Annotated in this window: 12 protein-coding genes and 3 pseudogenes; 3 read left to right on the top strand and 12 right to left on the bottom strand. The window is 38.7% G+C overall.

Features of this window, described 5'->3' with window-relative positions:
• The first annotated feature begins 32 nt into the window (after window positions 1-32).
• Complete coding sequence (locus IGL15_RS03935; RefSeq protein ID WP_002300745.1) at window positions 33-845, top strand: helix-turn-helix domain-containing protein; 813 nt, start codon at window positions 33-35, stop codon at window positions 843-845.
• A 373-nt stretch (window positions 846-1218) separates the two neighbouring features.
• Here the strand turns inward: IGL15_RS03935 and IGL15_RS03930 are convergent, their stop codons facing one another.
• From IGL15_RS03930 to IGL15_RS03880, 11 genes and pseudogenes are all read right to left on the bottom strand, one after another.
• A complete protein-coding gene (locus IGL15_RS03930; protein ID WP_002304272.1) occupies window positions 1219-1410 on the bottom strand; it encodes a hypothetical protein in 192 nt (63 codons plus the stop codon).
• A gap of 243 nt (window positions 1411-1653) precedes the next feature.
• Window positions 1654-1883, bottom strand: a pseudogene (locus IGL15_RS03925) (hypothetical protein).
• A complete protein-coding gene (locus IGL15_RS03920) occupies window positions 1867-2064 on the bottom strand; it encodes an accessory gene regulator B family protein (RefSeq protein ID WP_071868827.1) in 198 nt (65 codons plus the stop codon). Before IGL15_RS03920 ends, IGL15_RS03925 begins: the two are co-directional and overlap by 17 nt.
• Window positions 2065-2209: 145 nt before the next feature.
• Window positions 2210-3088 carry an ROK family protein gene (locus IGL15_RS03915; protein ID WP_002304270.1) on the bottom strand — a complete coding sequence of 293 codons (879 nt, stop codon included), beginning with the start codon at window positions 3086-3088 and terminating at the stop codon, window positions 2210-2212.
• 38 nt (window positions 3089-3126) lie between these two features.
• Window positions 3127-4245, bottom strand: a complete 1119-nt coding sequence (locus IGL15_RS03910; protein ID WP_002287020.1) for a glycoside hydrolase family 172 protein — start codon at window positions 4243-4245, stop codon at window positions 3127-3129.
• The gene (locus IGL15_RS03905) at window positions 4242-6341 is read right to left on the bottom strand and encodes a glycoside hydrolase (RefSeq protein ID WP_002287021.1); all 2100 of its coding nucleotides are present in this window, start codon (window positions 6339-6341) and stop codon (window positions 4242-4244) included. Before IGL15_RS03905 ends, IGL15_RS03910 begins: the two co-directional genes overlap by 4 nt.
• A 50-nt stretch (window positions 6342-6391) precedes the next feature.
• On the bottom strand, window positions 6392-7213 hold the full coding sequence (locus IGL15_RS03900) for a PTS system mannose/fructose/sorbose family transporter subunit IID (protein WP_002287022.1): 822 nt from the start codon (window positions 7211-7213) through the stop codon (window positions 6392-6394).
• The gene (locus tag IGL15_RS03895) at window positions 7210-8019 is read right to left on the bottom strand and encodes a PTS sugar transporter subunit IIC (protein ID WP_002287024.1); all 810 of its coding nucleotides are present in this window, start codon (window positions 8017-8019) and stop codon (window positions 7210-7212) included. Before IGL15_RS03895 ends, IGL15_RS03900 begins: the two co-directional genes overlap by 4 nt.
• 20 nt (window positions 8020-8039) lie before the next feature.
• Window positions 8040-8534 (bottom strand): PTS sugar transporter subunit IIB, encoded by a 495-nt coding sequence (locus IGL15_RS03890; protein ID WP_002287026.1) that lies wholly within the window; start codon window positions 8532-8534, stop codon window positions 8040-8042.
• A gap of 11 nt (window positions 8535-8545) precedes the next feature.
• A complete protein-coding gene (locus IGL15_RS03885) occupies window positions 8546-9046 on the bottom strand; it encodes a PTS sugar transporter subunit IIA (protein WP_256664972.1) in 501 nt (166 codons plus the stop codon).
• 64 nt (window positions 9047-9110) lie between these two features.
• A pseudogene (locus IGL15_RS03880) lies at window positions 9111-10352 on the bottom strand (PRD domain-containing protein); the annotation flags it as partial.
• A gap of 75 nt (window positions 10353-10427) precedes the next feature.
• Here IGL15_RS03880 and IGL15_RS03875 point away from each other — a divergent pair.
• Window positions 10428-11108 (top strand): IS6-like element IS1216 family transposase, encoded by a 681-nt coding sequence (locus IGL15_RS03875; protein ID WP_438766636.1) that lies wholly within the window; start codon window positions 10428-10430, stop codon window positions 11106-11108.
• A 199-nt stretch (window positions 11109-11307) separates the two neighbouring features.
• Window positions 11308-11820: pseudogene (locus tag IGL15_RS03870) on the top strand (IS30 family transposase); the annotation flags it as partial.
• A gap of 71 nt (window positions 11821-11891) precedes the next feature.
• Here the strand turns inward: IGL15_RS03870 and narB are convergent.
• The gene (narB, locus tag IGL15_RS03865) at window positions 11892-13505 is read right to left on the bottom strand and encodes an ionophore ABC transporter permease subunit NarB (protein WP_104765523.1); all 1614 of its coding nucleotides are present in this window, start codon (window positions 13503-13505) and stop codon (window positions 11892-11894) included.
• Window positions 13506-13525: the final 20 nt, after the last annotated feature.

The following is a 13525-nucleotide window of genomic DNA, read 5'->3' as shown; positions in this document are numbered from 1 at the left end:
AATTTAAGAACTTATCCTGAGGAGGAGTTTTCATGGAGATAGACAAGCAAGCAGTCGGCAATCGAATTCGGCAGATTCGCCAAGAATTAAAGTTGAGTATGGAGAAATTTGGCAAACTAATTGGTGATTTACCGCGAAGTACAGTCAATAACTGGGAACGTGGGATCAACCTTCCAAAAACCGAAACCCTTCACCAAATCGCAGAGATAGGTCATGTCACCAATGAATATCTTTTGTATGGTGATCAAGAGAATCAATACATTTTAGAAATGCTCCAAAAAAAGGCAGGTAAGCTTGATCCTAAGATTGAAGGTCTCATAGTAGACGAAATCAAACACGCTGACCTTGTTAGTGAAAAAGAAATGGATCGAATGATTGAATTTTTTATTACAAATCTCATTCCACCAACTGAACAAGACCAGTTTACTTTCCAATGTATCGATGAAAAAAAGCAGCTTTATCTTGGTTCAACTAATTTTGGTAAGGAAGCCCAGCTCTATTTGCAACATGATAATCAAAATCATATTCTGCACATGATGCCCTTTACCTTCTCCAACTTTAGTGTGGATCGCATACTCGTCTATTTAGCAAATCAAGAATCCTATTCCTATTTTGGGAAACATTTACCCAAGGAACTAGGTGAGAAAGCCATCCTTCTATACTCAATTAATCAATTGACCAGCGATGTGCGAATTGCCCCGTTGGTCTATTCAGAAGAAACCGCTTCTTATCAGTACACAGAGGACAATCAATATCTACTAGAACAGCAATATCTTTATCTACCATTCGTGATGGAAGTCGAGAAAGAACGCCTGTTAAATGCAGCGTATCCATCATCAAAATGAGGTGACAAGATTGATAAGCACGTGACAAAGAAAATACTGCTAGGACACTCCCCAATGGGTAGTTGTCACAGTTTCCTGTTCTTTGTTAGCCCCCTGTTAGAACCGGGGGCTTTATTCCTGCAGTCCGGCTACGCCTTCCTGCAATAGACAAAACTCCAGATCGGGTAATTCGCTTGTGGCGAAACCCGACCTGGAGTTTGTCTCTGTATTTTGAACCCTAAAAATTAATCAAACAGACTGATATTCTCATAATCAGCGCGAAATAAGCCATTAAGTACAGTTTTCCTACCTATTTTTGATAACCCGCTGGTTAGTTAATATTCCTTTTCCGAGAGAGATAAATGATTGGTTAAATCTATATACATCTCAACCTTTAAAAATGTTTTCGAAATACTTCATCAGTACATGTCATACAAATTACCAGTGCATTCTCAAATTCTAGTTCTTTAATTGATTTCAGTTGAGGAGCAGTTACTTTTGGCGGAAATTTCCATTTTTGTCCAAACCTCTTCCCCCGATGAAATTTCTTTGTTGCAATTATTGCAATGAAAAATTTTTGTTTCAAAAATATACATAATTACTTCCTCCAATAAAAACTATCTACCTCTCAAATTATTTTTCTCTAATAAGAAAAACAGAAAAGGTAATAAGATACAACAGTGATGATTCCTAATAAAGAAAAGACTACAATAATATTTTTCTAACTTATCGCCTTCAAAGAAATAGTTTCTTATTTTTCACTAAAATAAAAAATTTATTGCAAAAAAATAGAAGTGACAAAATTATCAATCATTACAAGGTAATATAACTACCTGAGTTTATTATCGATTAAAATGCTAACTACATTTGCAAGAGAAGCGAGAGTTAAAGGTAAATATAGAATTTCTACTTTTTTAGCAATAGAAATAGGAATAAAATATTTAAAATGTATAGAAACTTTCTTTTTTTTCTTGCTATCTTTTTATAATCACAACTCTCTATAATAGAATTACGATTTATTTTATACGGCTGAAAAAATCTATCACCAAAAAAATTCAAACATTAAGCCAAGGATTATGAAGTCAACATTTCGAAAAATGAACATACATTGGTAAGCAACTATAACTATTACCACAGACATAAAGTAACACAATATATTACTATTTAAGTGTACGCCACCAGTGAATATCCTCAAGGTATACAGCGCACAACAAAAAGAAAAAAGGAAACGCAGAAGCATTTCCTTTCAGTGATTTAATGAAAACAACACGATTTGACTTAGAGCCTTTTTATTTGAATTCATTTTCGCTTTATCCAACTTCATTTGATCATTTGATTACTCGGTTAAATACTTTTGACATGAGTATCAATGAAACATTCATTAATTATGGTTGCTTATTTCTTACCGCTTTTCTGGCCAATGCTAATCCGCCGATTATTCCGGCATTATCACCTAATTCGGGCGTAATAATGTAGCTATCAATTGGTGGTATTTCAACATATCCATTTATAAGCTCAACAAATTTATCCTGAACTTTTTTCTTCATGTGTTCTTGTTTCATTACACCACCGCCAAAAATAATTCTATCTGGCGAAAACATCAGTGTTGTATTGTATGCACATTGGGCAAGGTAAAAGGCTTCAATCTGCCAAAACGAATCGTCAGCCAATAAATTCTGGCCTTTTACACCCAACCGTTTTTCAATCGCTGGTCCTGCTGCCATCCCCTCTAAACAATCTTGGTGGAAGGGACAGTTTCCTGAAAAATTGTCCTTTGGATGTCGCTTGATCAACATATGCCCCATTTCCGGATGACTGAACCCTTCCACGAAAGTCCCATTGAACAAGGCACCACCTCCGATACCTGTTCCCACAGTGAAGTATGCAACACCTGCTAACCCTTTGCCAGAACCAGCAACATATTCACCATAGCAAGCCGCATTGACATCTGTTGTCCATTCAATCGGAATATTGAAATATTGCTTTAGCGTTCCTACAAAATTGAAATTTTGCCAAGCAAGTTTTGGTGTTGATGTGATATGACCGAAACTCGTTGATTTGCATTGAATATCAATTGGACCAAAGCAGCCGACCCCGATGCCTGCCAATTGTTCCTTAAAAGGTTTAAAAAAATCAATGACCTGCTTCATTGTTTCAACTGGAGTTGTTGTGGGAAAACTGACTCTTTCCAAAATCGTTAATTCCTCAGTACCGACTGCACAGACAAATTTAGTCCCTCCAGCTTCAATTGCCCCATATATCATCATAGGTTCCTCCCTTCGAATATGTGAAAAACACTTCATTAACGCGGCAAGCGTTCTCGATCAGTGAAATGACGTTTAGTATTTCCTGAAGCTTCTGTTGAATACCAGTAAGCGACACTAGCAACATCGTCTTGCCGCTCAAATAAGCGAACATCATCGTTGCCGATTTGTTGTAAAGTGACCGATAAATCTTCGGTAAAACAGATGGGGTCTTGAAGATGCCAACGATAAAGACCATGTCGTGGCATTGCGTCGTCACCAAAGGCATGAACGGCATTCAATTTTCCCGTTTCAAAACGATCTCTTGTGGCATCTCTATTTGATTGGTAAGGATACCCTAAAAAGGCTGTTGAATAGTTTTTCGCATGTGGACGTCCGAACTCATCGTACTCATGAAAGGCCCACGCCCCGCCAAAATAATCTTCTGAACCTGTTGAGGTTACGGTCGGATACTCACTATCCCCATCAATGTAGAATTTAAACTCGCCTTCGCCCCACCAATAACGTTCTAGGCAGGTAAGCGCAAGGTAAGTACCCACGTAATAGCCTTGACCCTTTAATCGATCAATTAACTTATAATCCTCCTGTAATTTGGTAATGCGTTCCCGATGCCAATTTGCGTGAAAATATAGGCTATTTTCTTCCAATTCGTCCACCAAAGCGTAATTTATCGTATAAAAAAATGAGGACATATCCTTCGGATGTAAATTCTCGATCGTAATTTTAGCGGATGTTTGGAAAGGCATTTCGAAATAGGAATTAAAGCCCCCTGTAGGATTAACCACTATCGGCAACGAGTTCACCTCGCAACGCTCTCCAAACCCATTACAAAAGAAATCCCCTAAAGGACTTTCAACAGCAGGGCTATCCGACCCATCCCAATAAATTCTTAAGATTAAATCACGTAAAACAAAACTGCCAAATTCTGTTCGATCACGAATCGTCATCCACATATGACGAATTATTCCCGTTCCAGTAATATCCGCAATCACAGTTTCTTCACCAGAAGTCAGCGGAATTGCGCCACGACCTTTGCGGCTTGGTCCTAGCTCGCTTGGCAACATCGCAGCTTTACCTTTCTCGCCTGTTGGATTTTCGGGAGTGATTGCTCGACTCTGGATTTTTTTAAATTGGGTAATATTTTTTAGTATACTCATCTTTTTCTCCTTTGAATGTGAATCGTTTTTCCCTTTTCTACGTGAAGAATTTTTTTCGTATCACTTATTTTCAATGGCTTTTCTGACAAATTTGAAATACTCAACTCGGATTGCGTACATTCAATCGAAATGAAGGCTTGACCGAACTTCAAATTCTTCCAAGAAAACGTTAAATTATCAACAGGATCAATTTGCAATACTCCTTTTTTGAATTTCAATCCGAAATATTGACTGATCATTAGGCTGACAAAAAGACCCGATGCCCAGCCGCATTTGCCGCAGCCAAAGTCTCGCACGACTTCTCCTTGTTGAGCCTCTAAGCGATACGGCCACCACCACCACGAACCGTCTAAATCTGCCAAACAAATTAGTTCTTCTAATCGGGTTACGAAAGCTTGAGGGTTGTGCAGCTCGCTCATTAAAACAGTGATAAAGCCAGGAAAAGTGGCGCCGGATTCTAATCCCCAAGTGATGCCTTTGATTTCCTCGCTATAGGTTGGATTGAAAGAACTAGCAGAAAAGGCCATGGTGTTCTGATATAAATGATCTTTATTATCTAAAAATTGATAAAAAGGCATCAACGTAGTGTCTGATTCTTCTCCATCATGCATCAATAAATTAATTTTTCCATCCACAATCACATCACTTAAAAAGATTAACCCTTGCTCAAGAATCGGTTTTTGATAGTGCTTCACTGAATAGGTTGTTTTCTCCTCATCACCGATTCCCTCCAAAAATTGCTCACCAAAAGGACCATCGATAGTCATTTGTTTACAAATTGATTCCTTTAGTTTACAGGCAATGTTTTTGTATCGCTTGCTAAGACTCAGTTGTTCTAGGGCTTCAAAAATTTCTGCAAGTCCAATACAGGCCTTCCAAAGACAAAGATTGCTGCCGGTATGATACTTTCCAAGTGCAAAGGCGTCTGATAACCAAACAGATGGAAAAAGCATTGGTTCCCCTGACCGACGTTGAGCTAATATGTCCTCAATAATTCTTGAAGCATTCAGTAGAACCTGCGGACACCGCTCAAAGAATTTTGTATCCCCAGTATGTTCAAAATAAAGACTAGCCAGTAACGCACTGGATAACGAATTACTCAGAGAATGATTGATACCTCCTGTAAATTTTGAACCAGGAAACTTAACGCCATATTGATCAAACCATAGAACCGTTTTTTGACATAACTCCGGTTCAAACATGGTGAATGGCAATGATGCGTAATACATATCCTTATTCCAAATTCGATTAGTAGCAGGATAGCTGCCCCAATTGCTGCCGACGACCTGTCCCTGTCGATTCATACCGAAACTAGAAAAGCTTTGATAAAGTGCACGACGATAGAGATGGACAACTCTATCGTTTGGCATTGACAGCTGCCCAAATAGCTGAGCAAAATAGTTCAATGTTTCCTTCAGCCATTTTTCGATATCAGATTCCTGAAAAGTCATTACTTCTTCAAAAGCATTTGGGTCCACAAAAGCAATGGCGAAGCTTGCCACTTCCTGTTGTGCGATCGTGTCCTTATTTCCTTTTTGAGAAATCAACACATTTTGCTGATCCGAATACTTCTCTTGATACGAAGGCACATCTTTCACTGAAACTTGAAGGCTTTCGTGTGTTTCATTCACAATGTAAACCTGTTGAACAAGCATACTTAAACGCTTATTAGCCAGTATGGGAGCAAAGGATACTACAATGACCTTAAACGTCGAATAATGATGAATATATCTAGGCAAACAGTCTTGAATCACATCGACTTCAATACGATGATCCGATTCTGACAAATGGTAGACAATCCCGTTTACTTCAACCTTTAAGGATAACGAATTGGTTTGAGAGAGCTGTTTATTGACCCAAACACCTGGTTTTTCCTCAGTTAGTAAATTTTCTCGATAAAAGGTCAACGTTTGAATCGTCCCGCAAACATCAAGGTTTGCTAATGTCTTTTGATTACTTACATCGAAGGTCAATCCCTTTACATCAGGAATATTCCGATAGTAGCTGTATTCGTTTGAAGTAGTCACATTTCCGTCGTTTAACTCAGCATTAAAAAATGGGTGTTTGGGTGAATAAATTACTTCATTAATAGTCATCTTTTCCCTCCTTGCTAAAAAAACTGCAGCCTAGTAGCTGCAGCTTCCTACTATGCGATTCCAAGTAATGACAATAAAATTCCCAAGACGACCATTCCAAAAATAATTTTGATGACGCCGACTTTTTTATCTAGTAATTTGAAACAGCTCAATGTTACCAATAACGGTACAATTCCTTTAAAAATACTATCGAGGATTTCTTGGACATTCATTAGTTCTTCGCCCTTCATTGAAAAGCTCAAAACGGTATTGAATTTGACCATACTGATCGTCATTGCACCTACCATGATCAGACCCAAGATACTAGCAGCTTTTGTCAGAATTTCAATTAACCCGTTCGCATACAGCTTTTCAATATATTTAGAGCCTAATGAATAGCCTAAAACGCCGCCATAGTATCGCATCAAGTAATTAGGTATATTGAACATAACTAAAAAGATAATTGGTGCCAAAATATTTCCGGCATTGGCTAAGTTGATCGCTAGTCCCGCGGTAACGACACGCCAAACTCCCCAGAACAATGAATCGCCAATTCCAGCCAATGGTCCCATCAAACTCGTTTTGATCGCGTTGATACTTTCCACGTCAAAACCAGCTTTTTCAGAATTTTCCTTCTCCATCGATGCCGCAATCCCCATGACAAAGGACGCGCAAGGAATGGTCGTCGAAAAATACTGTGTATGACGTTCCAGCGCCGCAGCTCGATCTTCTTCACTTTTGTAGAAATGATTAATGAAGGGCATCATAGAATAGGCGAAACCACCGCCGCCCATCGTCACCGGATTCACCGAAGCATACATAGTCATCGAGCGCCAAAACATCTTCCGAACCAATTTTTTCTCATCTTTAGAAATTCCATCAGCTAATTTCATTGAAAGAAATCCTCCTCTTCTTGGTCAAGCGTTGCATTTACAGCAGCATCGCTTTGAACTGCATGAACAGATATATTTTTTAGTTGTAGATCTCTTTGGGCTATAACAATTGCAATAATCGTTCCAACTGCGGCAATTGCAATCAATGGTAACTCGAGATACGCCATAACAACGGCCCCAAAGAAAAACCACACAGCAATATTTTTACTCCAAAGCATCCGTAACAGCATCGCCATCCCAACTGCCGGCAGCAGATTTCCAGCGACTGTTAATCCGTTCATGATGACCTCTGGAATATTATCCAAGACGCTTTTGACAACATCTGCTCCAAATAAAACGGCAAAGAATGGAATAAGAGCATAAAGCGCATAGTGGACAAACCACATAAAGAAGTGCAGATTGATGATTCCTTTTTGATCACCAGATTTTGCAAATTTGAAAAATTTAGCAGCCATCGGTCCACATACAAAAGAAAAAATCATATTCATTAACTGTAATCCTAATACTGCTAGTGGAAAGACAATGGGAATAATCGCATCCACGTTTCCTCCCATTTTGATTGCGAACGCTGTAGCCAGCCCAGCAGCCAAAGAAGGCTCCGCCGTACTAGAGATTCCGATATTGACGACACCCATAAAGATGGCTTCTAGTGACGCCCCGACAATCAACCCCGTCTGCAAATCCCCCATCAACGCTCCTGCTAACGGAGCAACAACAATCGGACGACTCAGCATGGACATCCCGAACATTTCATGTCCAGCAACTCCAATAAAAACGGCCAAAGCGACTACAAATGCATCATACATAATTTTTCTCCTTCCTTTTTCTAAAAATCACTCAAAATAGAGATAGCTGAACGTTTTTCCATCGCCGGTGTAGGCTGAAAAACGGTATCTGGATAAAGTTCAACTAATTCTTTTAAGTCTTGAATTTCTGACGTCGTTAACATCACTTCCTTTGATAAGGTTTTCTTATCTTCCGATGGCGGTGTCATTTTCCCAGCATTCCCCACGTTCATTAATTCGATTTCCGTTGGGAAAGCTTTCGCAACTTTTACCGCATCTTTGACATTAGGGACTAAAACCATCAAGCGCATGTCCTTCGCCCGCGGATCTTTTAACAAATGAATCGCGTCATCAACTGTTTTAATAATGACTTTGACATTCGATGGTGCAGCCATCTTCAATGTCATCTTTTGAATATCGTTGGTAGCCGCCTCATCGCTTGCTACTACTAACCCGGTTAAATTTAGACTCTTTGTCCAAGTCATCGCTACTTGTCCATGAATTAATCGTTCATCAATTCGCACTGCTTTAATCATTTTTCTTCCTCCTAAAAAAAATCTTCCTCTTCATTTACTACATGTACCTCATCAAGAATGGTCATCTTTAATTCCTGTTGGCATTTATTTACCAGTTCCTGAATATCCTCCTTTGTTAATTCCTTGGTTGCCAATACTATTTCGAGCAGAATTGGCAGATTAAAGCCAGACAAAATAGTTACAGCAATCTCTTTCTCCAAAAAGGTTTTGGTAATCTTCTGATTGACACTTCCGCCAAATAAATCGGTAAAAACAAAAATCTGATCCTGCTCGTTCACCTGGTTTACAAATACATTCAACTCCTGTTCAAAATCACACTCATCCACATAAGCATTAATCACCGTAATCTCTTGAACCTTCCCCGTCAGTAATTGAATACTGCTAAGAAAGCCTGAAGCTAAGTGACCGTGAGTCGCTATTAGAATTTTCTTCATATGGTTAATTCCTTTCTTTCTGTTCACTTTTATATAAGCAATTCCTGTGCCAACTTTTAAAAACATTGGTTTAATCACGTTAATTCACATTAAAAAAAGTGTCTAACCTAAAAAAAACAGATTAGACACTTTTTTAGACACTTTATTTTTGAATATACGGTCCTAATAATTCATAGAGCAGCGAAAGCTCATAAGCATTGACTTTAAAATTATATTTCATCTCCATTGATTGAAAAATACTTCTAGAAACATAATAAAATTCATCTTCATCTGGTTTCAAATCATAATTCGGTTCTTCAGATTTTTCTGTCCGAGCCAAGAATAAACGTTCCATCATCAATGCCGTATGCATATAGAGATTTAGTTTTACACGGCCATTTAAAGTGAAATGATAGTAATTTTCATATTTAGAAATGACTGTTTCCACTTCACTCATCACGATCGTTGGGTTCAGAAAGTTCAAACGGTCCGCAATTCCTTCCAACGAAAAGAATTTTACTAGCTCCTGAATCAAGCGGTTAAATTCTGCCGGCTTCATTTCAGGACTCAAAATATGCTCCAAATTGGCTGCTCCATCACCGTCTAAGATGTCATAAACATTAATATTAGGAATTGAAAAGGAACGTGGAAGATCCGAAGTCGTGATGACCAATTTTGTCTTGTCAAAATAAGTTTCATCATTTTGGTCGATTAATTCACGTAGTTCTCTGTAGTCCTTCGTGAAAACTTCGATGGATTCATCCGATAAATGATGACGAAAAACATCTTTCAATTTGTCCGAAATCCCCAAACCCGACATACAGGAAATGATAATGTTGCTACTTTGAGAAAAGCCTTCAAAGTATTGAACATTGATTGAATACTTGTCTGCTGCATCCTCCGCAATCTGTTTAAATGGCGCATTCATCGTCATCTTCAAGCCAATATCAAGTGCAATGGAAGTCGTCAAATTATTCAGAAGAAGTAACTCCCCTTTTAAATCGTTCTTGATCTGTGTGTAAATTTGATTTAAAGAGCCCATATCTACGATCAGCACTAGACTATCTGTATTCACTTGCCGTTTCACGAAATTCCTTGTCGATTCGACAATCTCTGACACATTACTCTCTACTGGCATATCCAACGCTTCAAAAACATAATTGCCGCATAATTGATTCACTACTGCTTGAATGCTGCTAGCCGTACTATCTCCGTGAGCAAGCAACAGGCCCTTCAGCTCGATGGATTCATCTACATAATCAGATAAAGTCACGACAATAAGCAGTCTTAGAAAGTTCTCGTCCTTTTCTGAGAGCGGTGGTAAATGCTCCAAGAACTGATTACATAAGTAAGTCGTCCGAGGTAGATTTGCAGCTAATGTACGATTTATCCCGGTTAAGTCTGTCGGTTCTGTTGCAAAGTTTTAAATCTACTATCAAATAAGGTAGAATAATAGAAAAAGATAGCAGGAGGAATGACGATGAATCATTTTAAAGGAAAGCAATTTCAGCAGGATGTGATTATTGTAGCCGTGGGCTACTATCTTCGTTATAACCTTAGCTATCGTGAAGTTCAAGAAATCTTATATGATCGTGGCATTAACGTTTCTCATACGACGATTTATCGTTGGGTGCAAGAATATGGCAAACTACTCTATCAAATTTGGAAAAAGAAAAATAAAAAATCCTTTTATTCATGGAAAATGGATGAAACGTACATCAAAATTAAAGGAAAATGGCATTATTTGTATCGAGCCATCGATGCAGATGGTTTAACCTTGGATATTTGGTTACGTAAAAAACGGGACACACAAGCAGCCTATGCTTTTCTTAAGCGGTTAGTGAAGCAGTTTGATGAACCGAAGGTTGTAGTCACAGATAAAGCCCCCTCTATTACAAGTGCCTTTAAGAAACTAAAAGAATACGGCTTTTATCAAGGGACAGAACATCGTACCATTAAATACCTGAATAATTTGATTGAACAAGACCATCGTCCAGTAAAGAGACGCAATAAATTCTATCGAAGTTTACGCACTGCCTCTACCACGATTAAAGGCATGGAAGCCATTCGAGGATTATATAAGAAAACCCGAAGAGAAGGCACTCTCTTCGGGTTTTCGGTCTGTACTGAAATCAAGGTATTATTGGGAATCCCAGCTTAAATCATAGATACCGTAAGGGATTTTATTCTTTATTTAAAACTTTGCAACAGAACCGTTTCACTCCTTCTCTATTGTAAAGCCTTATATCGCTAAATAAGCCCGTTTTATGAAGGGTTTCTAAATTGGTCGGTAGGTTTTGACAACAATATCATGCGCTTGTTTTGGTGGTGCCCTAGCTGTCATTGGATCATCTGCATACAATAAGATCCATGAAAGGCCATCTGCTGCCAATGAGCGCCTTGAGATTGGTAATTGGGAAGCTGATACTGTAGCCGGTAAAACAGGTAGGGCTCGTATTGTAACTCTAGTCGATCGTAGATCTCGTTTCTCCCTACTTGGTAAAGTTGAAAAGAAAATCTCTAAAAATGTGGTTGATTGTATGATCAATCTACTAAGAAATGTAGGAGAAGATAAATGTAAAACCGTTACACCCGATAGAGGAAAAGAATTCTCCCAACATAGTCGAATAACGCTAGAATTAAATGGCACTAAAGTGTATTTTCCAGATCCACATGCTCCATGGCAACGTGGTACAAACGAAAATACTAATGGTTTATTACGAGAATATTCACCCAAAGGTGAAGATATTTCAGGTATTTTCGATAGTCAAATTCAAGAATGGGCGAATAAATTAAACACGCGACCACGGAAATGTCTAAATTGGAAAACCCCTTATGAAGTATTTTTTAATGAATCGTTGCACTTAATTTGACAATTGAAGCCATAAAAAAACCGCTCAAATCGACTTTCGTAAATATGAACGGTTTTTTAGAAATTCAATTTTTAAGCGCCTTCTACCATATCACGGCGTTTGTATCCTAAATAGCCGACAAATAAGAAGACGATACTGATAACAGTAATTACTGCAAAAATCGTTCCATCAAATTTTTCCATCGGTAAGCGTGGAATCCAACTTTGAATTGCAGTTTTTGAGAACCAATCCGGCAAATCTAAGATTCCGCCGAAATAATTCAAAGCAAAGGAATAGCCTAGATAAGCATAGATTACTTTTCCAAATTTTGGCAACCAGCCTAACGCTAAAGCAGCCAAACCAATATAAAATAAGATGGAAGGGAGAAAATTGTATCCAGCAGCTAAGAAATCGGTCAGATCCATAGTCGATTCATTTTTCATCGCAGAAATCGCCGTTCCACCTAATCCCGCTGATGCTAAGCCAATGCCTACGACTCCAGCAAAAATAGCTAAAAATATCGTTGTCCAATATAATTGGCCTCGCGTAATCTTCGTTACATACAGTTGACTCAGATGCAGTCTTGTTTCTTCTGCAAATAATTTATTGACCACCGCGATTGGCAAGATTGTGACTAATCCAATCATTACCATCATGATCGTTGCCGTAAAGGATTCTTCAATGGAAACGCCAGATTGAGTGAACATTTGTTTCATCAGTTCATTTCCGCCAAGAAAGACTTGCATGTCTCCATAAATGGAGCCATACGCAGCTCCCATAACCACAAATGCGATCATCCAACCAATCATTACTCCTTTATTAATCTTGAAAAACAAACCAGGTACAGAAAGTAGTGATTTCTTCGCCGTCGCACGTCCTTCTCGTTCAGGAAGATAACCTGCGCCCATGTCGCGATGTTCTTCCAACACAAACGCAAGTACGGTAAAAACAAGACTAAAAATCAAAGCAAATAATAATGGTAGCCAGTTATTTTTTGTGAAAGGATAGGTCAAGTAAATCCATCCCATTGGATTGAACATTGATAGATCAAGATTAGACACATCTGTTCCAGCGCGCACAATATACAAAAGTCCTATAAGACTTAATGTCGAGCCGGTTGCTCCAGTAGAAGTCGCCATAATCTGCGACATCACAAGTGCCAATACACCACCGATAATTCCCGCCAATGCAATTGATCCTCCGAACAAGAAAGCTCCTTCGGCATCAATCGTTTTTACACCAAAACTCATCATGAGTCCGCCGATTAAAAGACCTAATAAAAGATTGATCAACAGCATCTCATTGATAACAGCTAATGAATTGGCTTGTCGTCCTACTCGAAATGAGCGAACCAATTCAGTCAAACCTAATTCTTCTTCTTTTCGCGTGTGGCTCACCACATGGAGTGCTGAGATAATCATTGCGAACAATCCGCAAAACAGCAACATCTCTTGAGCATACATCGCTCCTAAAGTATAATCCGTACCTATTTTGATTGGTGTAGGTCCAACCATCGAGATCATCGCTGGATTTTGCATCGTTTCAAACATCCCTAAAAGGCCTTGTCCTTTAGCAATCTCTTCAAATGCTGGTACATATGCTCCTGAGAACAAACCCAAACCTAAAACCCAAACAATTATTTTTTTCCAATCGCGTTTCACGTATTGAATGAACAATACGTTCCAACGGGCAAATTTTTCATTCATTTTCTTTTCCTCCGTTCCGA

The sequence above is a fragment of the Enterococcus sp. DIV0436a genome (assembly GCF_051711605.1).
Lineage (GTDB): Bacteria > Bacillota > Bacilli > Lactobacillales > Enterococcaceae > Enterococcus_B > Enterococcus_B faecium.
Note: the sequence above shows the minus strand (reverse complement) of the source record. Positions and strands in the feature narration are given on the sequence as shown.

Excerpts from the sequence above, each read along its gene's own strand:
- IGL15_RS03935 (WP_002300745.1), top strand. The coding sequence starts at position 33 with ATGGAGATAGACAAGCAAGCAGTCGGCAATCGAATTCGGCAGATTCGC.
- IGL15_RS03920 (WP_071868827.1), bottom strand. The coding sequence starts at position 2,064 with ATGCTTCTGCGTTTCCTTTTTTCTTTTTGTTGTGCGCTGTATACCTTG.
- IGL15_RS03915 (WP_002304270.1), bottom strand. The coding sequence starts at position 3,088 with ATGATATATGGGGCAATTGAAGCTGGAGGGACTAAATTTGTCTGTGCA.
- IGL15_RS03910 (WP_002287020.1), bottom strand. The coding sequence starts at position 4,245 with ATGAGTATACTAAAAAATATTACCCAATTTAAAAAAATCCAGAGTCGA.
- IGL15_RS03905 (WP_002287021.1), bottom strand. The coding sequence starts at position 6,341 with ATGACTATTAATGAAGTAATTTATTCACCCAAACACCCATTTTTTAAT.
- IGL15_RS03900 (WP_002287022.1), bottom strand. The coding sequence starts at position 7,213 with ATGAAATTAGCTGATGGAATTTCTAAAGATGAGAAAAAATTGGTTCGG.
- IGL15_RS03895 (WP_002287024.1), bottom strand. The coding sequence starts at position 8,019 with ATGTATGATGCATTTGTAGTCGCTTTGGCCGTTTTTATTGGAGTTGCT.
- IGL15_RS03890 (WP_002287026.1), bottom strand. The coding sequence starts at position 8,534 with ATGATTAAAGCAGTGCGAATTGATGAACGATTAATTCATGGACAAGTA.
- IGL15_RS03875 (WP_438766636.1), top strand. The coding sequence starts at position 10,428 with ATGAATCATTTTAAAGGAAAGCAATTTCAGCAGGATGTGATTATTGTA.
- narB (WP_104765523.1), bottom strand. The coding sequence starts at position 13,505 with ATGAATGAAAAATTTGCCCGTTGGAACGTATTGTTCATTCAATACGTG.